This is a genomic window from Streptomyces tailanensis, from assembly GCF_008386495.1.
Taxonomy (GTDB): domain Bacteria; phylum Actinomycetota; class Actinomycetes; order Streptomycetales; family Streptomycetaceae; genus Streptomyces; species Streptomyces tailanensis.
The window spans coordinates 54757-79209 of the sequence record NZ_VTHJ01000040.1; the positions used below are offsets into that span (position 1 = coordinate 54757).

Genomic DNA, 24453 nt, shown 5'->3' on the forward strand with positions numbered 1-24453 from the left:
GTTCCTTCCCCGTTGGTGTGGTGCGTGGTGCGTGGTGCGTGGGCCGTGCGTACGCCGTCCCCCCTCCGGACGACGCACATGCGACTTTGCGGGTGCGGAGGCGCGAGCGGTACCTCGAATGTTTCAGGGGGTACTCGTCCGTGTGGCGTCGGCTCACCAGATTGACGAGAGCAGGCTCCACAACGTCGGCTTGGACGAGCAGTTGTCGAGCAGCTCGTGCGACAGCGGCGCGTAGGTGCCCGCCAGATTGCCCATGCTGTTGACGGAGCTGCAGCCGGTCCGCTGGGCCCAGCGGCGGCGGTCGTAGCCGGCGGGCTGGAAGCCGGTGCCCCGGTAGTACGCCACATCGCGGCGTTCCCGCTCGTCCGAGATGTTGTTGAAGACCGACCGGACGGGCCGGTCGGCGGCCCAAGCGCACGTCTCCTCGCCGGACTGCCAGTCCGTGTCGTCGCCCTGCCAACTGCACATGTCGCCGTTGCCGTTGTGCTCGCTGAAGAAGCAGACACTGTCCGCCGGGCAGCGGTGGTAGCCGTAGACGACCTGGCCGTCCGGGCCGGTGGGGAAGGCCGCCGCCTCGGGCAGGGCCCGGTAGACGGGAGTCCCGTCTTCGGGGACCACGTGCGTGTACGCCGCCACGGCCGTTCCCGTCGTCGCGAGGAGCACGGTCGCGAGGGCCGCCGCCAGGACGGGGTGCCGGCGCCAGAAGCGGGGGCGCAGCCTCGGCAGGCGGCCGGAGCGGGTGACGCCTGCGGCCTGTTCCACGCGGCGCAGCAGCTCGGCCGCCGTGGGCCGCTCCTTGCGCGCGCGGGCGAGGCAGTCGGTGACGATCTCCCGCCAGGGGGCGGGGAGTTCGGGGTGCGGGCGGAGGCCGTCGATGCCGCGCGCGTAGCGCACCGCCGCGTCCGTACGGGCCGCGGTGGTGCCGCCGGGCAGCGGGTGCTCCCCGGTGAGGACGAGGTGGGCGAGGACGCCGAAGGCCCAGATGTCGGCGGTGGGGCGGGTCCGGGCACCGCGTTCGCCGAGCTCGGCCCAGAGCAGCTCGGGCGGGGTGTAGTCGGGGGTGGCGAACGCGGGGGCGTAGGCGTGGGTGCCCTCCAGTTCGGCCGCCATGCCGAAGTCGGCGAGCCGTACCGAACCGTCCGCCATCAGCAGGACGTTGGCGGGCTTGAGGTCGCCGTGCACCCAGCCCGCGTGGTGCAGCTGGTGCAGGCCCTCGCAGACCTGGGCGAGAAGCGTCGGGCCGGAGCCGGGGGCCGGGGTGCGGTCCAGCAGGGTCTCCAGGGAACCCGCGGCCTCCTCCAGGACCAGGACGGTGGCGCCGTCGAGCTCCGGCTGCTCCGGGTCGTCGACCGTGAGCACCTCGTACATCCGGATCAGCCGTGGCGAACGCAAGCGCTCCAGCAACTTCACCTCGCGCTCGACCAGTTCCCGCAGATGCCGCAACCGGCGCGGGGTGCGGGTGCCGGTCGGGAGGAACTTCAGCGCCGCCCGGCGGGGCAGCCCCGGCTCCTCGCCGCCGGCGCGCCGGGCGGTGTAGACGGTGCCGAACGCGCCGGACGCCAGCGGCTCGCGCACCTCCCACCGGCCCACCCGATAGCCGTGCGGAACCGGCACGGCGTGCGTCGACCCGGTCACCCGGTCACTTCGCTCGGGACGGCGGCCAGCACGACGAGGTCGTCCTCGCACACGAGGTCGAAGCGCAGGGCGAGCGAGACCAGCGACTCCTTCTTGCCGTTGTGGCGCAGGCCGGGCTCACCGCTGTCCGGTGAAGGCTTGAGGCGCAGCTTGACCGCCAGGTAGTCGATGTTCCAGTAGACGGCGGAACGGGTGGCCGCGGGCCAGGTCGGGCGGAGCCGCTCGACGACCTGGTCGACGGTGGGCAGCGGTGCGTGCGGTTCACCGCGCAGCCTGGGCTCGCACAGGGCGGTCAGTACGGCGAAGTACCGCTTGGTGCGGTCCAGCGAGAACGCCGGAGCCGTGGCCCCGCCGCCGAGTCCGGCGTGGTCGTCACGGGAGCGGTAACTGTGGCGTGGCGCCCAGACGTCGAAGCTCAGCAGATCGCCGGCGGCGGGCAGCACGACCCGCGAGAACTCGAACGGTACGGGGGCGTCCTGACGGCCGGGCGCGACCTTGATGTGCTCGCCCGCGCCCTCCGGGTTCTCCACCACGTAGGTCTGGTCCGTGCTGTGGTTGCTCAGGATCCAGAAGGCGTGGAGTGCGGTGATCTCCCCGGCCACGCGGGACACGCCCTCGTGGACGATCGTCAGGTCGTTGCCCGTCTCCGCACGGCCGAAGGAGATCCGCTCGCCTGAGGCGATACGTATCTGCTCCCGCGGCCGGCCGCACTCCGGAGGCACCACGATGATGCTGTGCATGCCGTGTCCTCTTCTCTTCTGCGGAACGTCAGCGTAAAGGGGGCCTGTTCAACCGCGTTTGCTGTGAACGATTCAAGCAGGTGTGAGCGAATCAGCAGGCCGGTGTGCCCACTTGTGGGAGCGGACGAGCAGCCCGTCGCCGGTGTCGCCGTCATAGCCGTTGTTGAACGCGCCGAAGGGCCGTACCCCTTCCCGCGGGTACGGCCCCTCAGAGTGCTCGGCGGCTCAGTAGCGCGGGCGGTTGAACCACGCCTTGCCGTTCGCGTTGCCGACGAAGACGGCGATCAGGATGCCCAGCACCAGGTGGACGAGACCGATCAGGAAGAACGGGTAGATGCCCAGCACCGCGGTGATGACGCCGAAGACCAGCGCCGCGACACGTACGCCGTTGCCGCCGGTGTTGAACTTCACCGCGAGCATGATCGCGTAGACGAGCCAGGCCACCGCGAACACGGCCATCGCCCACATGAGGCCGACCGGGATGTCGCCGAGCGCGTCCTGGAGCGCGGGGTCCTCGGTGCTGTCGCTGGCCGCGCTCACGGCCGCCGCGCCGATGCCGTACAGGAGTACGCCGATCACCTGGAGGCCGACGATGACCCAGAGCATCACGCGGGCCGAGTTGACCGTGCTGGGCATGGTCGTGGGTGCGGTCGGGTAGCCGCCGCCGTATCCCTGGGAGACCGGCGGGGCGGCCGGGTAGCCGTAGCCCGGCTGCTGCTGGGGCTGGCCCTGCTGCGGGTAGCCGTAGCCCTGGTTCTGCGGCTGCTGCGGCGGCTGCTGGGGCTGGCCGTACGGGTTGTTCGGGTCGCCGAAGCTCATGGCGGGGTTTCCTCCGTTGCCTTGTGCGGGGACGCGAGGCACGGTTCGGAGGAATGTCCTGAATCTTTGAACTGGTCACATCCCCCGGCAGTGCCCGCGGCACTGTGCCCCAATCGTTTTATGCGCCCGCTCAGATGTCCAGCCACATTCCTCGGACGTTGTGCAAGTGCAACACATCCGATCTTGTCGGACACGGGCTCTGTGGGTCCACGGGGTGTCCAAGGGACGGCCGGATTGGAACCGGGGCCGGGTCATCCGCGAAGATTGGGCCCATGACCGCCCAGATTCTCGATGGCAAGGCCACCGCAGCCGAGATCAAGTCCGAGCTGACCGCCCGTGTGGCGGCGCTGAAGGAGAAGGGCGTCACGCCCGGACTCGGCACGATCCTGGTCGGGGACGACCCCGGCAGCCAGAAGTACGTCGCCGGCAAGCACCGCGACTGCGCGCAGGTCGGCATCGCCTCCATCCAGCGCGAACTGCCCGCGACCGCCACCCAGGAGGAGATCGAGGCGGTGGTGCGGGAGCTCAACGAGGACCCCGCCTGCACCGGCTACATCGTCCAGCTGCCGCTTCCCAGGGGCATCGACGAGAACCGCGTCCTCGAACTGATGAACCCCGACAAGGACGCCGACGGCCTCCACCCGATGAACCTCGGGCGCCTCGTCCTGAACGAGCCCGCCCCGCTGCCCTGCACCCCCAACGGCATCCTCACCCTCCTTCGCCGGCACGGCGTCGAGATCAAGGGCGCCGAGGTCGTGGTCGTCGGCCGCGGTGTGACCATCGGCCGCCCGATGCCGCTCCTCCTCACCCGGCGCAGCGAGAACGCGACGGTGACCCAGTGCCACACCGGTACGCGTGATCTGTCCGCCCACCTCAGGCGCGCCGACATCATCGTCGCCGCCGCCGGCTCGGCCCACCTCGTCCGCCCTGAGGACGTGAAGCCGGGCGCCGCCGTCCTCGACGTCGGTGTCTCCCGCTCCGCCGAGGGCAAGATCGTCGGAGACGTTCACCCCGGCGTCGCCGAGGTCGCCGGCTGGATCTCCCCCAACCCCGGCGGCGTCGGCCCGATGACCCGCGCCCAGCTGCTCGTCAACGTGGTCGAGGCGGCGGAGCGCAGTGTCGGCTGACGGCAGCGCCGAGGGGCTGCCGGGCAAGAAGGGGAGGCCGGCCGGGCCCCGGGCGTCGGAGAAGGCCGAGGGGGCGCGGGCATCGGCCGACGGCTCGGCGAAGCCGCCGGGCGCGTCGGGGCGAGCCGGGAAGCCGGGGGGCTCCGGGGCGAGCGGGAGCTCCAAGGCGTTGGAGAACGGGACCTCGGAGAAGGAGACCATGGCGCGGGCCGCGGAGGAGATCGAGGTGCGGGACCCCGTCAGTGCTCCCGGGGTCGACGGGGAACCCGTGCGTACCACCCGGCGGTTCCCGATGTTCACCAAGGACACGGCGCGGCCCGAGGGCGGTGGGCGTGCGGCGCCCCGTGACGCGCCCGCGCCCGCTCGGCAGTGGCCGATCCTCGCCGTGCTGTGCACCGTGGCACTCGGGCTGCTGGTCACCGCGTTCGACGCGTTCCGGATCGGCACGATCCTGATCGGCGGCGCCCTGCTCGCCGGGGCGGTGCTGCGATGGGTCGTACCGGACGTCGGCATGCTGGCCGTGCGCTCCCGCTTCACCGACATGGTCACGTACGTCGCCCTGGGCACCGCCATCGTGCTCCTCGCGCTCATGGCCCAGCCCAAGCCGTTGCTGGAGATCCCCTTCCTCAAGGACACGCTGCACTTCACCGTCGGGGAAGAGACGGATTGAGGGGCGGACACATGCGACGGCGGCCCATCCCCTCCCCCGAGTAAGGACGGACCGCCGTCGCGATCCACACTCGTGCACGGCGAACGTGCTGTTCAACACCTGTCAGGCCGCTGTGGCACGGAAGTGACCATTCCGCCAAGGTGTCCGTACGGCGCCACGACGACGGCACCCGCGCGTCATCACTCCGGGGCACGCCCCGTCTCACCTCTCACCCCGGCGCGCCGTTGGAATCACTCCACGGCGCCGCCAGAATCAGCCCCGGGAGCGGCGTTCGCGCCGGTGGGAACCGGTCGCCCGCCACCGTCGTCACTTGCTCAGACGCCTGACTCAGCCCCCCTTACCCAACCCGCTTACTCAGACCCTTGTCCCCTGGTCGGACCCCGCCCGAAGCCGAGGAGGCAGCCGATGAGCGCCTGGCAGCCGCTGCCGGACGAACTCCCCCCGGAGGTTCAGCACTTCGTGGAGCAGTTGCGGCTGCTCAAGGACCGCACGGGACTCAGTCTGGTCGCGCTCGGCGCCCGTACCGCGTACAGCAAGTCCTCCTGGCAGCGGTACCTCAACGGCACCCAGCCCCCGCCCCGCCAAGCCGTCGTCGCCCTGTGCCGGGTCGCGGGGGAGGACCCCGAACGCTTCGGGGTGCGCTGGGAGTTGGCCGTACGGGTCTGGCCGCGCCCGGCGGCAACGACCGCGGGCCGGCCGACGGACACCGCCGGGACGGGGCCGGCGATGACAGAGGCCGAGGCGGAGGCGTACGAGGACGACCCCACCCTCCCCTGGTGGGACACCCCCGTCGAGGAACCGAGGACCAGGCCACCCGGCCGCCTGGCCCTCTACGCCGCGCTCGCCGTCCTCGCGCTCCTCGCCCTCGTCGGCATCGGCGTCGCACTGATAGGGGCCATCACGCTGTCGTGACGGCCCCGGTCTCAACGGGTCCCGGCCTCAACCGGCCCCTCAGCTCCGCCAGTTGTACGCGGCGACCTTCCACTTCGAGCCGACCTTGACGTAGTACTCCCCGTCGAGCCGCTTGAAGGACACCTCGTACGCCGAGCCCGTGTACGTGACCTCGCCGTCGCTGTACGGCCCGTACAGGTAGCCGTCGGCCTGCCCGAAGGTCTCCTTGCCGACGATGCCGTCGATGTCCTCCAGACCCTCCTCCCGCTGCCAGTACTTCGTCGCCGAGCGGGTCTTCCAGCCGAAGATCCCGTCGATGTCCGACGCGGTGAAGGTGTGCAGATCCCCGCCGGCGTCCTTCCACTTGGCGCCGTCGGCGGACAGCACGGTCTGCCACAGCCGCGTCGCGTTGCTCCTGGAGTGCTGGTTGACGGAGAGCGTGCCCTCGTCGCCCCAGTCGCCCGCCGCGTCGCCGGAGCCGTCGACGACGTACGCGACGTACGGCCCGGATGCCGTGGCGTGCGGAACGGCGGCGCCGAGCGCGAGCCCGGCGGAGGCCGTCACGGCGACGGCCGCGAGCAGCAGCCTGGCCTTGTGTTGCATGTGATCCCCCTGGTCCCCATTGACCGTCGATGCGTACGAGCAGCGCGAGCAGTATGAGCAATGCGAGCCCTCGTTCGACTTGGCTGACTCGGTTCGACTCGCGTGACTGTGCATGTGTGGTCGTTGTGTCGATGTGTTGACAAGTTCGATAATTCACCGCCGATCCACTCAACACCAGGGCTAACATGAGCATTTGGGACGGTCCGGGACGTCCCGCGCGCGGACCGGCAATTCCGCCCGGCAACCCGGGATGCCGGTGGGACACTGGACCGCAGACCGGTAGAGGGCGTGCAAAGGTGTATGCCCAGCCCGAAATGCTCCCGCACGCCCCCTTCCCGGGAACTGACATCCCGACCGGGAGCATCCCCATGGGTAGTCCAGAACGGGGCTTCGGAGAGGGGCCTCGGGGAGAGGCTTCGGAGAGCCTCGGGCTCGGTCCCGGACCAGGATCAGCGAGGGCATCATGCGCGGCGCGGCGATAGTCGGCACAGGGATAGTCGGCACGGGGACAGTCGGCACGGGGGGGAAGTTCAGAGACGTTCAGGGGGAAGAGGGGGGAAGCAATGCCTCGTTGGAGGGCCTTGCCCGATGAACTCGATCCACAGGTCAGGGAGTTCGCGGGCCAGTTGCGCAGGCTCGTCGACCGCAGTGGAATGAGCATCGCCGCGGTGGCCGACCGCACGGGCTACAGCAAAACGTCCTGGGAGCGGTATCTCAACGGCAGACTGCTCGCGCCGAAAGGCGCGATCGTCGCGCTGGCCGAGGTGACCGGTACCAATCCCATCCATCTGACGACCATGTGGGAGCTGGCCGAGCGCGCCTGGAGCCGCTCGGAGATGCGCCACGACATGACCATGGAGGCCATCCGTATCTCCCAGGCGCGGGCCGCGCTGGGCGAGACGGGCGGCCAGTCGACCGTCAAGGGCGTCAGGGGCGGCAAGAACGGCAGGGCGAGCCGGAGCGCGACCGCGACGCCGGGCGTGGCAGGCCCGGCGGGCGTCTCGCCGACGGTCCCGCCGCAGGCGCAGCCGCCGGGGGAGGAGCGCAGGCCGCGCCCGTCGTACGGCGGTTCGTCGGCCCCGTCCTCCGGGCCTTCCGCCGCTGCCGGTGGCGCACCTCGTGTCAGCTGGGGTGCCACTCCTTCGGCGTCGGCCCCGGCATCGTCCCCGGCGTCGTACGGAGAACCGCCCTCCTCGGTGACACCGGCGTCATCGGCGAGTGTGCCCGGCGGTGCGTCGGCCCCACCCGGGGTCTTCGGTCCGCCGCAGGGCGGTGCCGGGCGCCCCGACGACGGTGACTCGTCGGCCAGGCGGCGGCTGCCCATGTTCCTCGCGGGAGTCGTCGGCGCGCTCGTCGTGATCGCGGCTGCCTTCCTCTTCACGAACGGCGACGGGAAGGACGACGCGGCGGACAAGCCGACGTCCCCGCAGACCACGGCCGTCACGAACCCCAACCTCCCGGACGGCGTCAAGTGCAGCGGCAAGGACTGCGACGGCAAGGACCCCGAGACCATGGGGTGCATCGGCAGCCTCGTGACGACCACCGACGCGAAGTTCGTGGGCCCGACCAGGGTCGAGGTCCGCTACAGCAAGACCTGCGGAGCGGCCTGGGCGCGCATCACCCAGGCGGCGCCGGGCGACGAGGTCCAGGTGACCGTCGGCAAGACAAAGCAGACGGCGGCCATCGAGGAGGCGAATGACACCATCGCCTACACCCCGATGGTGGCCGTGAAGGACGCGGGCGACGCCACGGCCTGCGCGACGCTTGCCACCGGGCAGGAGGGGTGCACGGGGTAGGCGTCGGTCTTGAAGGCCTGGAATCTTGAAGGCCTGGAACGGGGGGCGCGCGGAATGAATCTGCGCGCCCCTTGCGTGCGCAAGGGACTCGTAACCCCTCGCAATGGGCTGTATCGGAAAAGTAATCGCGGTCGAGGAGGAATGCCTTCCGCGGTCCGGGGCAGGCGGACAGTACCCCCACGGGAATCCGGCCCGCCCGGGAGACCGGCATCTCTCTCCCGGCCCGGTACCCCACCTGGCGGCCGCCTCGGTCCACCCCTCTCCCGGACCGGCGGCCGCCTCTTCATGCGGCCTTTCCCGCTGAGCGGTGCCAGGCTGTGGGGTGGGCCACACACACCGGGCGGTCCGTGATCCCCGATGCGCGATAGCCTGACCACCGATCTCTCTTGACGCCAAGAGATCGATCATTTGTACGTCCCGCCAGGGGTAGGGACGCCCCACCGCCAGCTGTCATACGGAGAACGCCATGACCCGCACTCCCGTGAACGTCACCGTCACCGGCGCGGCCGGCCAGATCGGTTACGCCCTGCTCTTCCGCATCGCCTCCGGCCAGCTGCTCGGCGCGGACGTGCCGGTCAAGCTCCGCCTGCTGGAGATCACGCCGGCGCTGAAGGCCGCCGAGGGCACCGCCATGGAGCTCGACGACTGCGCCTTCCCGCTCCTTCAGGGCATCGACATCACGGACGACCCGAACGTGGCCTTCGACGGCGCCAACGTGGCCCTGCTCGTCGGCGCCCGCCCCCGCACCAAGGGCATGGAGCGCGGCGACCTCCTTGAGGCCAACGGCGGCATCTTCAAGCCGCAGGGCAAGGCCATCAACGACCACGCCGCGGACGACATCAAGGTCCTGGTCGTCGGCAACCCGGCCAACACCAACGCCCTCATCGCCCAGGCCGCCGCGCCGGACGTCCCGGCCGAGCGCTTCACCGCGATGACCCGCCTGGACCACAACCGCGCGCTGACCCAGCTGTCGAAGAAGACGGGCGTCCCGGTCTCCGAGATCAAGAAGCTCACGATCTGGGGCAACCACTCCGCGACCCAGTACCCGGACATCTTCCACGCCACGGTCGCCGGCAAGAACGCCGCCGAGGTTGTCAACGACGAGAAGTGGCTCGCCGAGGACTTCATCCCGACCGTCGCCAAGCGCGGCGCCGCGATCATCGAGGCCCGTGGCGCCTCGTCGGCCGCCTCCGCCGCCAACGCCGCGATCGACCACATCCACACCTGGGTCAACGGCACCGCCGAGGGCGACTGGGCCTCCATGGGCATCCCGTCCGACGGTTCCTACGGTGTCGCCGAGGGCCTCATCTCCTCCTTCCCGGTCACCGTGAAGGACGGCAAGTACGAGATCGTCCAGGGCCTGGAGATCAACGAGTTCTCCCGCGCCCGCATCGACGCCTCGGTCCAGGAACTGACGGAGGAGCGCGACGCGGTCCGCGCCCTCGGCCTCATCTGAGCAACTCACAGGTTGCTCGAACAGGCCCCGTCCCGGTTTCACCGGGACGGGGCCTGTTCGGCGTGTAGGGCTCAGATGCCGCTCAAGTCCCTTGAGCGGCACAGACGTTGTCGACCACGATGATCCACATGTTCGGACTCACCTCTTCCCGCAAGGACCAGCTCGTGCTCTTCGTACGGGACCCGGACGCCATCGCCGAGACCGTACGCCGGGCCCTAGCCGAGGCGACCCCCGAGGAGCGCCCCGGTCTGGAACGTGCCGTCGAGCTCATCGAGGAGGCCGTCGCCACCTCCGACCAGGCCCTGCGCGCCCGCTGGGTGAAGGAGCGCCTGGCGGAGGCCGGTCACACGGGCCCGGTCGACTCCGTGGCGGCCATCAAGGCCCTGCGCGACGCGGAACCGGGCCTCAGCCTCAGCACGGCCGTGGCCCTGGCGAAGTCGGCGGCGGCGTCCCAGAAGTAGTAGTTGAAGCGCATCGACGTCACCGAGCAAGCTGCTTCTCGAAGAAGTGGGACGCGTACACGTCGTCGTTGTACCGGGGGATCTCGGTGTACCCGCACGCCCGGTACATCGCCTGGGCCTCCGTCAACGAGGCGTGCGTATCGAGGCGTACGACGTCGAAACCGCGCTCGGCGGCCCGTTGCTCCAGCGCGTCCAGCAGGCGGCGCGCGAGCCCGAGCCGGCGGGCCTCGGGGTGCACCCACACATGCTTGATCTCCCCGACGCCGGGCTCGAGCGTCCGCAACGCACCGCACGCCACGGGTCGCCCCTCCTCGTACGCGACGAGCAGGGCCCCCGCGTCCCCGGAGACCTCGTGTGGCAGGACGAGGGTGGCCGGGTCGTACCCCTCGGGAAAGCGTGCGTCGATGTCGGCGGCGTACGCGTCGAGGCACGCCCGGCCGTCGGCGGAATCCCCGTCGACGACCTCGACGCGGATCGCGGCCAGCCGCAGCAGCCGCTGCGCGGCCCGCAGGGCGCCGGTCAACTGCCCCCGCTGCTCCGCGCTCAACCCCCGCAGCAGCCCCTCGGCCAGCGCGTCGGACCGCCGATTCTGCTCCGCGAACTCGGCCCGCCCCGCCGACGTCAGCTCGGCGACCCGCACGCGGCTGTCCTCGGCATGGACCCCGACCCGAACCAGCCCCTGCCTCTCCAGCGACTTCACCATCCGACTCAGATACCCGGCGTCCAGCCCGAGCCGGGTACGCAGCTCACGGAGCGAGGCCCCGCCCCCTCCGGCCTCACCGATCTCGAACAGCATCCGCGCCTCGGCCAGCGGCCGGTCCTGCCCGAGGTAGTGGTCGTCGAGGGCCCCGATCCGCCGGGTGAAGTACCGGTTGAACCGGCGCAGACTGCTGACATGCTTGGTCTCCATAGTTCTTTGACTTTAGTCAAAGAACTATGGAGGTGTCGATGACTGGTGATGGCTTCAGACCTTCTCCAGCTCGCTCCGGAGCTTCGAGACGTCGATCGACTCCTTTGCCGACGGGGTCTCGGAGGGGACCGGCTCGTCGTAGTCGGTGAAGGTCATGGTGAGGTCGGTGTCGTCGCCCTTCTCGGTGGCCTTGACCAGGTGGTGGTCGGAGTCGGTGGTGATGTAGAGGGTGGTGGTCGTGCCGTCCTTCACGGAGGAGACGGGGATGGCCTTGTCGCCGTCGACCGTCGTTTCGTCGCCCTTCTTCAGGGACTCGGTGCCGGTGGAGTCGTCCTCGGTGACCTCGTCCTGGAACGCGTCGAGGTCGCAGGTGTCGGCCATGCCCTTGAGGAGGGCGTCGGAGGTGGAGCCGTGGATGTAGCGGTTCTTGAAGAGCTCGGCGGCCGCCTCGCCCTCGGCGCCGGGTATCTGGGCCTTCCAGAAGTCGGCGTCCGGCTTCATCCACACCTCGTCGCCCTGTTTGACGATCTCGACGCTGCCGCCGTCGGAGCCCATCTCCATGGAGCCGACGCAGTTGCCGTCCTGGTCGAAGGCCAGGTCCATCGAGGCCGGCCGGGTGGAACTGGTGTCGACCCCCGGGCTCTCGTCGATGAACTCGAGACGCACCGACTTCGCCTCCCTCAGAGCTTCCTGCGCCCGGTCGGAGAGCTCCCGCGCACTCGGGTCCTTTACATGGTCTCCGAATGACGGGGAGGGCGAGAGGAGGAGGGCTGCGGCCACCGCCGTGCAGGTCACCACCGCTCCGGCGACGACTCCGTCATGCCTGGTCATCGCGTCACCTCCGCGTGGTGCGGCCCACTCTTCAGCGTAGGTTTCGCCCCGGCCCACCGCATTTCCGACGGGGAGCCGGTTGGCCGATGCATGGAATCGATCACTAGTGTGGGCGCCGATAAGGCGCGCATAAGCCGACGGCCGGTCACTGTGCACCGGCCCGGCATGGCACGGCATCAGCCCGACGGGGGAGCACACATGGGAGAGCAGCGAAGGCGCCTGCGTTCCAGCACGGTCGTACTCGGTGGAATGGGCGTCGTCGCGGCGGCCCTCACCTCCTGCGGATCCGATCCGGACCGCCGGTGCGTGGACCGCGACAGTTACGACATCGTCAACGGCTACAAGATCATCGCCGACAAGAACTGCAACTCCACCTCCTCGTCGTCGTACGGCAAGAACCGCAAGAGCAGCAGCAGCGGCAACCGTAAGCAGGCCGGCTCGGTCGACGCCGCCTGGTACTACGACGCCGACGTCAGCGGCAAGTGGGCCGACGACGGCACCTTCAGCCGCAGCGAGGCCGTCGACCGGGACGGCTTCGGCTGCTCCGGCTCCGGCTCCAGCGGCGGCTGACCCCGAGGGGGAGGCAGAGCCATGGAACGCCGCACCATCGAGCCCCGCCCGGGCTGGCAGGAGACGGTCGAGGAACAGGGCCTCATCTACCCGCTGACCCGCCACCCGGACGGCTCCCTGCGCCCGTACTGGGACGAGAGCGCGTACTACGTCTTCTCCCTCCCCGAGGTCGAGGCGCTGGAGGAGGTCGTCGAGGAATTGCACGGCATGTGCCTCGCCGCCGCCGCGCACATCGTCGACAAGGACCGCTTCGCCGACCTCGGCATCACCGACCCACGCCTCGCCGACCTCATCGCCGAGGCGTGGCACCGCCGTGCCGAACTCCCTTCCATATACGGCCGTTTCGACCTCCGCTACGACGGGACCGGCCCCGCCAAGCTGCTGGAGTACAACGCCGACACCCCGACCTCGCTCGTCGAGGCGGCCAGCCCCCAGTGGTTCTGGATGGAGGAGCGCTTCCCGGGCGCCGACCAGTGGAACTCCCTCCACGAACGCCTCGTCGACGCCTGGAAGAAGCAGTCCCCCCTCCTCCCGCCGGGCAGCCCCCTCTACTTCGCGCACTCCGCCGCCGACGAACTCGGCGAGGACCTGATGACGGTCGCCTATCTGAAGGAGACCGCCGAACAGGCCGGCCTCGACACCGACTGGATCTCCATGGAGGACATCGGCTGGGACCGCCTCTCCGAGCGCTTCGTCGACAAGAAGCTCCGCTTCATCCGCAGCATCTTCAAGCTGTACCCCTGGGAGTGGCTCACCACCGACCGCTTCGCCCCGCACGTCCTCGCCACCCTCGACAACGGCGGCGGCACCGGCACCACCCTGTGGATCGAACCCGCCTGGAAGATGCTCCTCAGCAACAAGGCCCTCCTCGCGGTCCTCTGGGAGCTGTACCCCGACCACCCCAACCTCCTCCCCGCCTACCTCGACGGCCCTCGCGAACTGGCCGCCACCACCGGCTACGTGGCCAAACCGCTCCTCGGCCGCGAGGGCGCCGGCATCACCGTCCACGACCCCGGAACCGACCCCGTCCCCCGCGAAGAACCCTGCTGCTACCAGCAGTTGGCCCCCCTCCCCGCCTTCGACGGCAACCGCGTCGTCCTCGGCGCCTGGGTCGTCGAGAACGAGTCCGCCGGCCTCGGCATCCGCGAGTCCTCGGGCCTGATCACGGACGAGTACGCCCGCTTCCTGCCGCACGTCATCCTGTGAACCGCGCCCCGGGAGGGGCGTGGGCCGTGAGCCGCAGGGACCGGCCATAGTGGTGGAACGCCCTCGTTCGTATGGTGGACGCGGCCGTCCGCCGGTTCGGGCCGCCCGATAAGGTGATCCTCGGGTCGTGACTGGCGCGCTGGGATGGGACGGACCATCGGGGAGCGGCCCGGGAAAGATGAGTGCCGTGCGCCTGGGCCGTACCGTGAACGCTGAACGCAACGTCCGGAGGTCCCCATGCCAGCCGAGCCCCTCTCCAACGAGTCCACCGCCTTCCGTGCCGCCCTCGATGTGATCCGCGCCGTCGAACCGCGCGTGGCCGACGCCATCGGCCAGGAGGTCGCCGACCAGCGCGAGATGCTCAAGCTGATCGCCTCCGAGAACTACGCCTCCCCGGCCACCCTCCTGGCCATGGGCAATTGGTTCAGCGACAAGTACGCCGAGGGCACCATCGGCCGCCGCTTCTACGCCGGCTGCCGCAACGTCGACACCGTGGAGTCCCTCGCCGCCGAGCACGCCAAGGAACTCTTCGGCGCCCGCCACGCCTATGTCCAGCCGCACTCCGGCATCGACGCCAACCTCGTCGCCTTCTGGTCCGTCCTCGCCGACCGTGTCGAGGCCCCCGCCCTGGAGAAGGCCGGTGCCCGCCAGGTCAACGACCTCTCCGAGGCCGACTGGGCCGAACTCCGCCAGGCCTTCGGCAACCAGCGCATGCTCGGCATGTCCCTGGACGCCGGCGGCCACCTCACCCACGGCTTCCGCCCGAACATCTCCGGCAAGATGTTCGACCAGCGCTCCTACGGCACCGACCCCGCCACCGGCCTCATCGACTACGAGGCCCTGCGCACCTCCGCCCGTGAGTTCAAGCCGCTGATCCTCGTCGCCGGCTACTCCGCCTACCCCCGTCTCGTGAACTTCCGGATCATGCGCGAGATCGCCGACGAGGTCGGCGCCACGCTCATGGTGGACATGGCGCACTTCGCGGGCCTCGTCGCCGGCAAGGTCCTCACCGGCGACTTCGACCCGGTGCCGCACGCCCAGATCGTCACCACGACCACCCACAAGTCGCTGCGCGGCCCGCGCGGCGGCATGGTCCTGTGCGACGACTCTCTCAAGGACCAGGTCGACCGCGGCTGCCCGATGGTCCTCGGCGGCCCTCTCCCGCATGTCATGGCCGCCAAGGCCGTCGCCCTCGCCGAGGCCCGCCGCCCCGAGTTCCGCGACTACGCCCAGGCCGTCGTCGACAACTCCCGCGCCCTCGCCGAGGGCTTGATGCGCCGCGGCGCCACCCTGGTCACCGGTGGCACCGACAACCACCTCAACCTGATCGATGTCGCCACCTCCTACGGTCTCACCGGCCGCCAGGCCGAGTCCGCGCTGCTCGACTCCGGCATCGTCACCAACCGCAACGCCATCCCGGCCGACCCGAACGGCGCCTGGTACACCTCCGGCATCCGCATCGGTACGCCCGCGCTCACCACGCGTGGTCTCGGCACCGCCGAGATGGACGAGGTCGCCGGTCTCATCGACCGCGTCCTCACCACCACGGAGCCCGGCACCACCAAGTCCGGCGCCCCTTCCAAGGCCCAGCACGTCCTCGACGCCAAGGTCGCGGACGAGATCTCCCGCCGGGCCACCGACCTCGTGGCCGGCTTCCCGCTCTACCCGGAGATCGACCTCGGCTGACGGTTCGCCTCTGGCGAGCGTGGATCGCACGGCACCCGGCGTCTGGGCTGAGCTCGGGCGGGTTTCGCTCACCGGCGCTTGCCGGGTGCCGCTGCGCCCACCCTCCCCCACTCTCGGCTTCGCTCGAGCGGGGGGACCCCCATCGCCCCAGCGGCACGATTGCCCGCAGCTACAGGCGTGCCGCCACCAACGCCTTGCCACCGCCGCCAGTTGACGCAATCCACGCATCCGACACCCCCCGATCGGTCCCGGTGCGGCCCTCCCGCACTCGCAGTGTCATTCCTGGTACACCGCCCGACGGGCCGGAGTTCCCATCGGAGAGCAATCAATCTTCAGTCCAGCGACTCCGCGATGTCCTTCGCCCGGCTCTGCGACTCCACGCCCTCCAGCCGCAGCGTGAACTCGTCCCCGTGCACCCACAGGAGCGTGGGCCCCGCCGTCCGCTCGGAGCGGGTGAAACGGGAGCCGTCCTCGGAGGTCATCCAGAAACGGAGCAGATGCGGCTCGGGGAACCACAGGGCCTCGTACGGGCCCGTGCTCAGCTCGACCCACTCCAGCTTCTGCCGACCCGCCACGCTCTTGGCGTACTCGGGCGCCAGCCGGGCCGCGTACTCGTCGAGCCGGATCGTGCGCCCCCGCTCCTGCCAGCACAGAGTGATCACGAAGCGGTCCTTCGGCGCACGGCTCACGGACACCGCGTCCGGAGTGCCCAGCGCGTCCGGCACGAGCGGTGCGAACCCCGCCCGCCGCCCGGCCTCGGCGAGCGAGACAGGGTTCGCGCAGTCGGGCACCCGCGCTCCCGGCGACGGGGTCGCCGACGGGTCGTACCGCACCTCGACCCCGCCGAACCGGAACCAGTCGGCCACCGCCGCCCGCACCGGAGGGGTGAGGACGAGGGCCGTGAGCAGCCCGCACAGCGCGGTCAGCGCGCGCCACCGGAGCCAGGCCCATCGGCGCACCGCCCGCAGCCGCTCACCTGCCCCCGCCGGCTCGGCCACCGGCGTCGGCACCCGCTCGGCGAGTATCTGCTGCAGCACGCGCTCGACCATGGTCTCGCTTGTCTCGTCCCCGTCGGCCCCGGGCCGGTCCAGCGACCGTCCGAGCGCCCGCAGCTCCTGGGGCAGCCGGGCGACACGCCCGGCATGCCCGACATGTTCCACGGCACCGTCCGTACTGCCGCCGACGCTGTCAGTGCCTCCGTCCCGGGGCGTGCCCCCGTCGCCGTACGACTCACTCACCCTCATCACCCCCTTTCCTGCGTCCAAGGAGCTTGCCCGACACCACAGACTTCCCCGGACCAGCAGACTTCCCCGGCCCAAGGGAACCCCCCGCCCCTAGGGCACCTCCCTGCTCGAAGGACTCGCCCGGATCGAACTCCGGCAGCAGGCGTCCCAGCCTGCGCAGGGCTCGGCTGAGGCGGGACTTCACCGTGCCCCGGGGCCAGCCCAGGGCGGCGGCGGTCTCGGGCTCGTCCATCTCCAGCAGGTAGCGGTGGGTGACGACCAGCCGGTGCTCCTCGCTCAGCTGCTCCAGCGCGCCCAGCAGCGCGACACGCCGTTCTATCTCCAGCGCGGCGACCGCCGGGTCCGCCGATGGCGGTATCAGCGGCTCGGCCTCCACGAAGGCCGCTTCGCGGTCGGCCAGGGACCGCTGGCGCCCGGCCGTCCGCACTGTGTTCCTCGTCTCATTGGCCACGATCGACAACAGCCACGGCCGGAACGCCGCGCCGTCCCGGAAGCGGCCCAGCGAGCAGTACGCCTTGAAGAAGGCCTGCTGCACCACGTCCTCCGCGTCCGAACCGGCGCCGAGGGCCCGGGCCGCCCTCAGTGCGATGCCCGTGTGGGCGCGCACCAGCTCCGCGTAAGCCTCCGGCTCTCCGGCGCGTACGCGTGCGATCACCGCGGCCTCATCGACGATGCGGCCCCCCTCCCGCGTTCTCACAAAATTGGTACACCGCCGGAGCCCGATCGGTTCCCATCCGTGTCACATCTGTTTACGGTCGGTTCCGGAACGGGCCGCGACACCTGAGAGAATGGTGAACATGGCCTCTGATCGACCCCGTGTGCTCTCCGGAATCCAGCCCACCGCAGGCTCGTTCCACCTCGGCAACTACCTCGGCGCCGTGCGCCAGTGGGTGGCCCTGCAGGAGTCCCACGACGCGTTCTACATGATCGTCGACCTGCACGCGATCACGGTGGCGCAGGACCCGGCTGACCTGCGCGCCAACACCCGGCTCGCCGCCGCCCAGCTGCTCGCCGCCGGTCTCGACCCGGAGCGGTGCACGCTCTTCGTCCAGAGCCATGTCCCCGAGCACGCCCAGCTCGCCTGGATCATGAACTGCCTCACCGGCTTCGGCGAGGCGTCACGCATGACCCAGTTCAAGGACAAGTCCGCCAAGCAGGGCGCCGACCGCGCGAGCGTCGGCCTCTTCACGTACCCGATCCTCCAGGTCGCGGACATCCTGCTCTACCAGGCCAACGAGGTCCCGGTCGGCGAGGACCAGCGCCAGCACATCGAGCTCACGCGCGACCTCGCCGAGCGCTTCAACGGCCGCTTCGGCCAGACCTTCACGATCCCGAAGCCGTACATTCTGAAGGAGACGGGGAAGATCTACGACCTTCAGGACCCGTCGATCAAGATGAGCAAGTCGGCATCAACCCCGAAGGGGTTGATCAACCTGCTCGACGACCCGAAGGCCACCGCCAAGAAGGTCAAGAGCGCGGTCACCGACACCGACACCGTGATCCGCTTCGACACCGCCGAGAAGCCGGGCGTCAGCAACCTCCTGTCCATCTATTCGACCCTCACCGGGGCGGGTATCGCGGAACTGGAGGAGAAGTACGTCGGCAAGGGCTACGGTGCGCTCAAGACGGACCTCGCCGAGGCCATGGTCGAGTTCGTGACGCCCTTCCGGGAGCGCACCCAGCAGTATCTGGACGACCCGGAGACGCTCGACTCGATCCTGGCCAAGGGCGCCGAGAAGGCGCGTGCCGTCGCCGCGGAGACCCTCTCCCAGGCGTACGACAAGGTGGGCTTCCTGCCCGCCAAGCACTGAGCCGCACCACCACGAGCCGCACCACCACGAACCCCGAGCGCCGATCGCACCACCGGCCGCACCACAGACAGCGCCGTACATCACTACGGCTGCGCCTGCCCGGAACACCGCCGTGGCCGTACAGTCGATAGCCGGTGGCGCGCCTCGGTGGGGCGTGCGACCCGACCCGCACGGCAACGTCGCACGCCCCAAGTGCGTACGACACAACCGCAGATGACAGACCACAGATGACAGACACGGACGCATGACACGACGACAGGAGACGACGTGGGGACCGTAACGATCGGTGTGTCGATCGCGGTCCCGGAGCCCCACGGCAGCCAGCTCCAGGAGCGGCGCGCGGGCTTCGGCGACGCCGCGGCTCACGGCATCCCCACGCATGTCACGTTGTTGCCGCCGACGGAGGTCGAGGAGGCGGAGCTGCCGGCGATCGAGGCGCACCTCAGCGAGGTCGCGGCCACCGGCCGGGCCTTCCCGATGCGGTTGTCCGGTACGGGAACCTTCCGGCCGCTGTCGCCGGTTGTGTACGTGCAGGTCGTCGAGGGGGCCGAGGCCTGCGCATGGCTGCAGAAGCAGGTCCGGGACGCCTCGGGGCCGGTGGCACGCGAGCTCAACTTCCCGTACCACCCGCACGTCACGGTGGCGCACGGCATCTCCGAGGAGGCGATGGACCGGGCGTTCGAGGAGCTCGCCGATTACGAGGCCGTGTGGCCTTGCGACGGGTTCGCGCTCTACGAGCAGGGTGCGGACGGAGTCTGGCGCAAGCTCCGCGAGTTCGCCTTCGGCGGGTCGGTCGTACCGCCACAACCGGACGCTCCGCTCGGGGGCACCTCGCTTCCGGCCCACTGACGGGTCACAGCGACGGGTTACAGCGGCAGTCGACGGTACAGCGGCCTCGGGACATGCCTCAGCGCCGTCATCACCAGGCGCATCGCCCCCGGCACCCACACCGTCTCCGAGCGGCGGCGCAGGCCCAGTTCGATGGCCGTCGCCACCGCCTCGGGGGTCGTTGCCAGGAGGGTTGCCGGGTGGTCGGCGGTCATGCGGGTGCGGACGAAGCCGGGGCGTACGACCATGACGTGGACGCCGGTGCCGTGGAGGGCGTCGCCGAGGCCCTGGGTGAAGGTGTCGAGGCCGGCCTTGGCGGAACCGTAGATGAAGTCGGAGCGGCGGGCGCGCTCGGCGGCGACGGAGGACAGGACGACGAGTGAGCCGTGGCCCTGCGCCTGGAGGGCCCGCGCGCAGACCAGGCCGGCCGACACGGCGCCGGTGTAGTTGGTCTGGGCGACTCGTACGGCGGCCACCGGGTCGCGCTCGTCCCTGGCCTGGTCGCCGAGCATGCCGAACGCGAGCAGCACCATGTCGACGTCGCCCTCGGCGAAGATCTTGCCGAGGGCCATCTCGTGGGACGCGGGGTCGAGCGCGTCGAAGGTGATGGTGTGGGTGTCGGCGCCCAGGCCGCGCAGATGGGTGGCCGCCTTCTCCAGATCGGGCGACGGGCGGCCCGCCAGCCACACCGTGCGGGTGCGCCGGGCGATCAGACGGCGCGCGGTGGCGAGCGCGATGTCCGACGTACCGCCGAGGATCAGCAGGGACTGGGGGGTGCCGAAGACGTCCTTCATGACAGCTCCTGGGGGTGGGTGGGGGTAGGGGGTTCAACGGGGTTTTCAGAGGCCGAGGCGGCGTGCCAGGTTCGGCACGAACATCCCGCGCAGATCCAACTCCTGGCGCGGTTCGCGGAGTTCGGCCAGCCGTAGGTACAAGCGGTCGGAGGAGGCGTCGGCTGGCATGCTCGCGACCGTATCGCCGGGAATGTCCGTGCGGTGGGCGCACCGGCACGGCTGCTGCGCCGCCTCACCGGAATGGGTGATTCATGGGATGTCGGTCAGGACCGCCGTAGTTCCCGGCCCTTCGGGATACTCGGGTCATCCGGCCTCCGGGCCGTGACGCTTCGGGTCACTACGACGAGGGCAGAGTCGGATCATGGACTGGCTGAAAAAGCTCCCCGGGGTCGGCCCCTTGGCCGAGCGCCTGATGGCCACGCACGCGTGGCGGTCGTACGAACGGCTGGAGCGGGTGAAGTGGACCCGGCTGGCCGCGGCGATGACCTTCATCAGCTTCCTGGCGCTGTTCCCGCTGCTGACCCTGGCCGCCGCCATCGCCGCGGCGACCCTCGGCAAGGACCGGCAACAGGAGCTGGAGGACAGGATCGCCGACCAGATCCCCGGTATCTCCGGCCAACTCGACATCGGCGGCCTGGTCGACAACGCCGGCACGGTCGGGATCATCGCCGGCGCCCTGCTGCTCTTCACCGGCATCGGCTGGGTCGGCGAGATGCGCGGCTGTCTGCGCGCGGTGTGGGAGAAGCCGGACCCCGACGAGAACCCCGTCCTGGCCAGGGCCAAGGACGCGGGCGTCCTCCTCGGCCTCGGCGGCGCGGTCCTCGTCTCCCTCGCCGCCTCCACCGTCGCCTCGTCCATGGTCGGCCGGATCACCGACCAACTCGGCATCGACCGGGACGGCTGGGGCGGCATCCTCCTCCAGATCGCCGCCTTCACCGTCGCCGTACTGGCCGACTTCCTGCTCCTCCTCTACGTCCTCACCCTGCTGCCGGGCGTCCAGCCACCCCGCCGCCGCCTGATCGTGGCCGCCCTCCTCGGCGCCGTGGGCTTCGAACTCCTCAAGCTCCTCCTCAGCGGCTACATGCAGGGCGTCGCCTCGAAGAGCATGTACGGCGCGTTCGGCGTCCCCATCGCCCTGCTGCTGTGGATCAACTTCACGACGAAGCTGCTGCTGTACTGCGCGGCATGGACGGCGGAGGGTCCCAAGGAAGCACCGGCCGACAAAGGGGCGCGGGGCGGTGACACATGCGGCTCCGCCGCGCGGGCGCGACCAGCCACGAACGACCCGCACCCCGCAACCGGCACCAACTAGGCAGACGCCCCCCGGTCCTTACGCCCAGGCCACTTCCGATTCACCAGATACCCCCCACCGGCCAGCAGCACCAACACACCCCCGGTGATCCCCAGCGCAACCCCGATTCCACCGGACCCCTCGGCGGCATCCGCGGCCACAGCCTTACCCCCGGCCCCGCCGGAGGCAGACGCCGACGCCGTAGCCCCCGGCTGAGCACTCGACTCGGCGTCACCTGAGGTATCCGTGTCGGCCCCCTTCGGCGGAACAAGCTCCCCCACCGGCGTCGCCTTCCCCGCCGCCTTGAACCCCCAGTCGAACAGGCTCGCGGTCTCCTTGTAGACCTGGTTGTGCTCGTCCTTCTCCGGGTGCATGACCGTGACGAGCAGCACCCGCCCGTCCCGCTCGGCGACCCCGGTGAACGTCGCCCCCGCATGCGTGGTGTTGCCGTTCTTCACACCTGCGATGCCCTGATAGGCGTCGAGACCACTGTCACCCGTGAGTAGCCGGTTCGTGTTCTGGATCTCGAAGGAGGAGCGGGTCTTCTTCCCGTTCTTGCCCTTCTTGGTCTCACCCGGGAACTTCGCCCGCACGGTCGAGCAGTACTCCCGGAAGTCCTTCTTCTGCAGCCCCGACCGGGCGATCAGCGTCAGGTCGTACGCCGACGAGACCTGCCCCTTGGCGTCGTACCCGTCCGGGCTGACCGCGTGCGTGTCGAGGGCCTGGAGCTCCTCGGCGTGCGCGTTCATGTCCGCGACGGTCTGCTTGACGCCGCCGTTCATCGCGGACAGGACGTGCACCGCGTCGTTGCCGGAGCGAAGGAAGACGCCGAGCCAGAGATCGTGGACGGTGTAGGTCTCGTCCTCCTTTATGCCGACCATGCTGGAGCCCGAGCCGACGCCCGCCAGGTCGGAGGAGAGGACCTTGTGCTTCTCGTCCTTGTTGAACTTCGGCAGCAGCGTGTCCGCGAACAGCATCTTCAGCGTGCTCGCCGGTGCCAGCCGCCAGTGCGCGTTGTGCGCGGCCAGCACCTCGCCCGACTCGGCGTCCGCGACGATCCACGAACGCGCGCTGATGTCCTTGGGCAGCACGGGCGCTTCGCTGCCGAGATTCGCCTGCGTACCCGGCTTGCCCAGCAGTTCACCGCCGACGGTCGACATGGTCGCCGGGGGAGTCGCGGACGGCGAGGCGCTCGCACTCGGTGACGGCGAGCCACTCGAACTCGGTGTCGGATCGGCGGCGAACGCGGCCGGGGCGACCGCCAACGACGTCAACGACGTCAGCGAGAAGGACACGACGGTGGCGGAAGTGACCAGCAGGGAGCGCCTGGCGGTCTTCTTGGAGGCGGGCACGATCGAGAAAGTACATGGCTCCGACCGGTAAATCCCACCGCGGTGCCCGGTGGCGCGCACACGCGTGCTCGCTCCCGCGTCCCCGCGCGCACCCCGGCGCGAGAACCGGGCGGGCGACGGCGATACTGAACCCATGAAGCTCAGCCGCCCCCTCTCCTGGTTCCTGCTCGCCTTCGGGGTGTGGAGCTGGGTCATCTGGATCACTTTCGTCAAGAACCTGTGGAAGGACGGCAGCGGGCTCGCGTTCGACGACGCGGGCGACCCGACGGCGTACTTCTGGGTGCATCTGACACTCGCGGTCGTTTCCTTTGTCCTTGGGACGGTCATCGGGGTCATCGGGTTGCGCGGAGTGCGCGCCCTCCGGAAGACGGCATAGCGGGGAGCGCGGCGGCATGGTCGTAGTTTTCGTTCTCGTGGCCGTGCTGGTGCTGGCCGCCTTCGTGGTCCTGCACTGGTACGCTTGGCGCCGTCTGGTGCGCGACACGACACGCGGGCCGGGGGTCGCACGACACGTCGGCACGGGCGTGTTCATCGCCGGTCCGCTGCTGATGGTGGCCGGCTTCGTCGCCGAGCGGAGCGGCGCCCCCTTCTGGTTGCAACAGACGCTGACGTGGCCGGGCTTCATGTGGCTCGCCCTCGCGCTGTATCTCCTGCTCGCCCTGCTGGCGGGGGAGCTCGTACGACCCGTCGTGCGCCGCCTGGTGGCCCGGCGCGCCCCCGCCCCGGCCCCCGTGGAGCGGCCGGAGCCCGCCGTACGCGAGCCGGAGCCGGTCCCGGCGGGCGCGAAGCCCATGGAGCCGACCGACCTCACGAAGCCGACCGATCCCGCCGAGCCCGCCGGATCCGAGCCCACCGAGCCCGGCGATCCCGCGCAACCGGCCCCGACCGACCCCTCCCGCCGCCTCTTCGTCTCCCGCGTGGTCGGCGGCGCCGTCGCCGCCGCGGCCGTGGGCACCGTCGGCTACGGCACCTACGGCGTCGTACGCGGCCCCAAGGTCAAGCGCGTCACCGTGCCGCTGGCGAAACTCCCGCGCGCGGCCCACGGTTTCCGGATCGCGGTGGTCAGCGACATCCACCTCGGCCCGCTGCTGGGCCGGGGCTTCGCGCAGAAGGTCGTCGACACCATCAACTCGACCCAGCCCGACCTGATCGCGGTCGTCGGCGACCTGGTCGACGGCAGTGTGGCGGACCTGGGCCCTGCGGCGGCCCCTCTCGCGGGTCTGAAGGCACGGCACGGCAGCTACTTCGTCACCGGCAACCACGAGTACTTCTCCGGCGCCGAGCAGTGGGTCGAGGAGGTACGGCGACTGGGCCTGACCCCCTTGGAGAACGCCCGCCGGGAGCTGCCGTACCTCGACCTCGCCGGCGTGAACGACGTGTCTGGCGAGGACCAGGGCCAGGGCCCCGACTACGCGAAGGCGCTCGGCGACCGGGACACCTCGCGGGCCGTCGTCCTCCTTGCCCACCAGCCCGTCCAGATCCACGACGCCGTCGACCACGGCGTCGACCTCCAGCTCTCCGGCCACACCCACGGCGGCCAGATGTGGCCCATGAACTACGTCGCCGCGGCCGCCAACCCCACTCTCGCGGGCCTCGAACGCTACGGCGACACCCAGCTCTACGTCTCCCGCGGCGCGGGCGCGTGGGGGCCGCCGGTGCGGGTGGGGGCGCCGTCGGACATCACCGTGGTGGAGCTGGCGTCGAAGCAGGCATGACGGAGCCGGCGTCGAAG

The 24453-nt window shown here is 70.4% G+C and carries 25 protein-coding genes, 1 pseudogene and 1 riboswitch; of the genes and pseudogenes, 15 read left to right on the forward strand and 11 right to left on the reverse strand.

The genetic code is table 11. The annotated features are described in order from the left end of the window. Nucleotides 1-153: 153 nt before the first annotated feature. The 3 genes from F3T56_RS28585 to F3T56_RS28595 form a co-directional block, all read right to left on the reverse strand. Nucleotides 154-1635, reverse strand: coding sequence for a serine/threonine-protein kinase (locus tag F3T56_RS28585; protein ID WP_149828262.1), 1482 nt, complete (start codon nucleotides 1633-1635; stop codon nucleotides 154-156). Further along, the gene (locus F3T56_RS28590) at nucleotides 1632-2375 is read right to left on the reverse strand and encodes an FHA domain-containing protein (RefSeq protein WP_149828263.1); all 744 of its coding nucleotides are present in this window, start codon (nucleotides 2373-2375) and stop codon (nucleotides 1632-1634) included. Before F3T56_RS28590 ends, F3T56_RS28585 begins: the two co-directional genes overlap by 4 nt. A 225-nt stretch (nucleotides 2376-2600) precedes the next feature. Next, the gene (locus F3T56_RS28595) at nucleotides 2601-3194 is read right to left on the reverse strand and encodes a hypothetical protein (protein ID WP_149828264.1); all 594 of its coding nucleotides are present in this window, start codon (nucleotides 3192-3194) and stop codon (nucleotides 2601-2603) included. Between the two features lie 272 nt (nucleotides 3195-3466). Between F3T56_RS28595 and F3T56_RS28600 the strand changes: the two genes are divergently transcribed. The 3 genes from F3T56_RS28600 to F3T56_RS28610 all read left to right on the forward strand — a co-directional run bounded on the left by F3T56_RS28600 (nucleotide 3467) and on the right by F3T56_RS28610 (nucleotide 5903). Next, a complete protein-coding gene (locus tag F3T56_RS28600; RefSeq protein WP_149828265.1) occupies nucleotides 3467-4321 on the forward strand; it encodes a bifunctional methylenetetrahydrofolate dehydrogenase/methenyltetrahydrofolate cyclohydrolase in 855 nt (284 codons plus the stop codon). A 199-nt stretch (nucleotides 4322-4520) separates the two neighbouring features. Further along, nucleotides 4521-4991, forward strand: coding sequence for a DUF3017 domain-containing protein (locus tag F3T56_RS28605; RefSeq protein ID WP_149828291.1), 471 nt, complete (start codon nucleotides 4521-4523; stop codon nucleotides 4989-4991). 405 nt (nucleotides 4992-5396) lie between these two features. Then, complete coding sequence (locus F3T56_RS28610; RefSeq protein ID WP_149828266.1) at nucleotides 5397-5903, forward strand: helix-turn-helix domain-containing protein; 507 nt, start codon at nucleotides 5397-5399, stop codon at nucleotides 5901-5903. A 39-nt stretch (nucleotides 5904-5942) separates the two neighbouring features. On the opposite strand, the gene F3T56_RS28615 is transcribed toward F3T56_RS28610, so the two are convergent. After that, nucleotides 5943-6485, reverse strand: a complete 543-nt coding sequence (locus F3T56_RS28615) for a peptidoglycan-binding domain-containing protein (protein WP_149828267.1) — start codon at nucleotides 6483-6485, stop codon at nucleotides 5943-5945. A 581-nt stretch (nucleotides 6486-7066) separates the two neighbouring features. On the opposite strand from F3T56_RS28615, the gene F3T56_RS28620 reads away from it, so the two are divergent. The 3 genes from F3T56_RS28620 to F3T56_RS28630 all read left to right on the forward strand — a co-directional run bounded on the left by F3T56_RS28620 (nucleotide 7067) and on the right by F3T56_RS28630 (nucleotide 10198). Then, entirely contained in the window at nucleotides 7067-8281 is a 1215-nt protein-coding gene (locus F3T56_RS28620; RefSeq protein ID WP_149828268.1) for a helix-turn-helix domain-containing protein, read from the forward strand. A 466-nt stretch (nucleotides 8282-8747) separates the two neighbouring features. Further along, nucleotides 8748-9737, forward strand: coding sequence for a malate dehydrogenase (locus F3T56_RS28625; RefSeq protein WP_149828269.1), 990 nt, complete (start codon nucleotides 8748-8750; stop codon nucleotides 9735-9737). Nucleotides 9738-9865: 128 nt separating this feature from the next. After that, nucleotides 9866-10198 (forward strand): hypothetical protein, encoded by a 333-nt coding sequence (locus tag F3T56_RS28630; RefSeq protein WP_149828270.1) that lies wholly within the window; start codon nucleotides 9866-9868, stop codon nucleotides 10196-10198. A gap of 19 nt (nucleotides 10199-10217) precedes the next feature. On the opposite strand, the gene F3T56_RS28635 is transcribed toward F3T56_RS28630, so the two are convergent. Further along, nucleotides 10218-11108: a helix-turn-helix domain-containing GNAT family N-acetyltransferase gene (locus tag F3T56_RS28635; protein ID WP_149828271.1), complete on the reverse strand. Its 891-nt coding sequence runs from the start codon at nucleotides 11106-11108 to the stop codon at nucleotides 10218-10220. A gap of 54 nt (nucleotides 11109-11162) precedes the next feature. Next, on the reverse strand, nucleotides 11163-11939 hold the full coding sequence (locus tag F3T56_RS28640; protein WP_149828272.1) for a LolA-like protein: 777 nt from the start codon (nucleotides 11937-11939) through the stop codon (nucleotides 11163-11165). A 198-nt stretch (nucleotides 11940-12137) separates the two neighbouring features. Between F3T56_RS28640 and F3T56_RS28645 the strand changes: the two genes are divergently transcribed. The 3 genes from F3T56_RS28645 (at nucleotide 12138) to F3T56_RS28655 (ending at nucleotide 15401) form a co-directional block, all read left to right on the forward strand. Further along, nucleotides 12138-12509 (forward strand): hypothetical protein, encoded by a 372-nt coding sequence (locus F3T56_RS28645; RefSeq protein ID WP_149828273.1) that lies wholly within the window; start codon nucleotides 12138-12140, stop codon nucleotides 12507-12509. 21 nt (nucleotides 12510-12530) lie between these two features. Then, nucleotides 12531-13715, forward strand: coding sequence for a glutathionylspermidine synthase family protein (locus tag F3T56_RS28650; RefSeq protein WP_149828274.1), 1185 nt, complete (start codon nucleotides 12531-12533; stop codon nucleotides 13713-13715). A 117-nt stretch (nucleotides 13716-13832) separates the two neighbouring features. Beyond that, nucleotides 13833-13921: riboswitch (ZMP/ZTP riboswitch) on the forward strand. Nucleotides 13922-13952: 31 nt separating this feature from the next. Next, nucleotides 13953-15401: a glycine hydroxymethyltransferase gene (locus tag F3T56_RS28655; RefSeq protein WP_149828275.1), complete on the forward strand. Its 1449-nt coding sequence runs from the start codon at nucleotides 13953-13955 to the stop codon at nucleotides 15399-15401. Nucleotides 15402-15733: 332 nt separating this feature from the next. On the opposite strand, the gene F3T56_RS28660 is transcribed toward F3T56_RS28655, so the two are convergent. Both F3T56_RS28660 and F3T56_RS28665 read right to left on the reverse strand, forming a co-directional pair. Beyond that, nucleotides 15734-16639, reverse strand: coding sequence for a hypothetical protein (locus tag F3T56_RS28660; protein ID WP_425473639.1), 906 nt, complete (start codon nucleotides 16637-16639; stop codon nucleotides 15734-15736). A 109-nt stretch (nucleotides 16640-16748) separates the two neighbouring features. Continuing rightward, nucleotides 16749-17342 (reverse strand): annotated as a pseudogene (locus F3T56_RS28665) (RNA polymerase sigma factor); the annotation flags it as partial. 100 nt (nucleotides 17343-17442) lie between these two features. Here F3T56_RS28665 and trpS point away from each other — a divergent pair. Both trpS and F3T56_RS28675 read left to right on the forward strand, forming a co-directional pair. After that, the gene (gene trpS / locus F3T56_RS28670; RefSeq protein WP_149828276.1) at nucleotides 17443-18456 is read left to right on the forward strand and encodes a tryptophan--tRNA ligase; all 1014 of its coding nucleotides are present in this window, start codon (nucleotides 17443-17445) and stop codon (nucleotides 18454-18456) included. Between the two features lie 267 nt (nucleotides 18457-18723). Continuing rightward, entirely contained in the window at nucleotides 18724-19305 is a 582-nt protein-coding gene (locus F3T56_RS28675) for a 2'-5' RNA ligase family protein (RefSeq protein WP_149828277.1), read from the forward strand. A gap of 17 nt (nucleotides 19306-19322) precedes the next feature. Here the strand turns inward: F3T56_RS28675 and dprE2 are convergent, their stop codons facing one another. After that, entirely contained in the window at nucleotides 19323-20078 is a 756-nt protein-coding gene (gene dprE2 / locus F3T56_RS28680) for a decaprenylphospho-beta-D-erythro-pentofuranosid-2-ulose 2-reductase (RefSeq protein ID WP_149828278.1), read from the reverse strand. A 45-nt stretch (nucleotides 20079-20123) separates the two neighbouring features. Further along, the gene (locus F3T56_RS49410; RefSeq protein WP_281291915.1) at nucleotides 20124-20246 is read right to left on the reverse strand and encodes a hypothetical protein; all 123 of its coding nucleotides are present in this window, start codon (nucleotides 20244-20246) and stop codon (nucleotides 20124-20126) included. A gap of 193 nt (nucleotides 20247-20439) precedes the next feature. Between F3T56_RS49410 and F3T56_RS28685 the strand changes: the two genes are divergently transcribed. Continuing rightward, the gene (locus tag F3T56_RS28685; protein ID WP_149828279.1) at nucleotides 20440-21390 is read left to right on the forward strand and encodes a YihY/virulence factor BrkB family protein; all 951 of its coding nucleotides are present in this window, start codon (nucleotides 20440-20442) and stop codon (nucleotides 21388-21390) included. Here F3T56_RS28685 and F3T56_RS28690 read toward each other — a convergent pair. Next, complete coding sequence (locus tag F3T56_RS28690) at nucleotides 21387-22634, reverse strand: D-alanyl-D-alanine carboxypeptidase family protein (protein WP_342786992.1); 1248 nt, start codon at nucleotides 22632-22634, stop codon at nucleotides 21387-21389. The genes F3T56_RS28685 and F3T56_RS28690 overlap by 4 nt on opposite strands. Here F3T56_RS28690 and F3T56_RS49810 point away from each other — a divergent pair. The 3 genes from F3T56_RS49810 (at nucleotide 22528) to F3T56_RS28700 (ending at nucleotide 24436) form a co-directional block, all read left to right on the forward strand. After that, entirely contained in the window at nucleotides 22528-22752 is a 225-nt protein-coding gene (locus F3T56_RS49810) for a hypothetical protein (RefSeq protein ID WP_342786993.1), read from the forward strand. The genes F3T56_RS28690 and F3T56_RS49810 overlap by 107 nt on opposite strands. A 102-nt stretch (nucleotides 22753-22854) precedes the next feature. Further along, the gene (locus tag F3T56_RS48275) at nucleotides 22855-23097 is read left to right on the forward strand and encodes an SCO4848 family membrane protein (RefSeq protein WP_149828281.1); all 243 of its coding nucleotides are present in this window, start codon (nucleotides 22855-22857) and stop codon (nucleotides 23095-23097) included. Nucleotides 23098-23113: 16 nt separating this feature from the next. Next, nucleotides 23114-24436: a metallophosphoesterase gene (locus F3T56_RS28700; protein WP_149828282.1), complete on the forward strand. Its 1323-nt coding sequence runs from the start codon at nucleotides 23114-23116 to the stop codon at nucleotides 24434-24436. The last annotated feature ends 17 nt before the right edge of the window (nucleotides 24437-24453 follow it).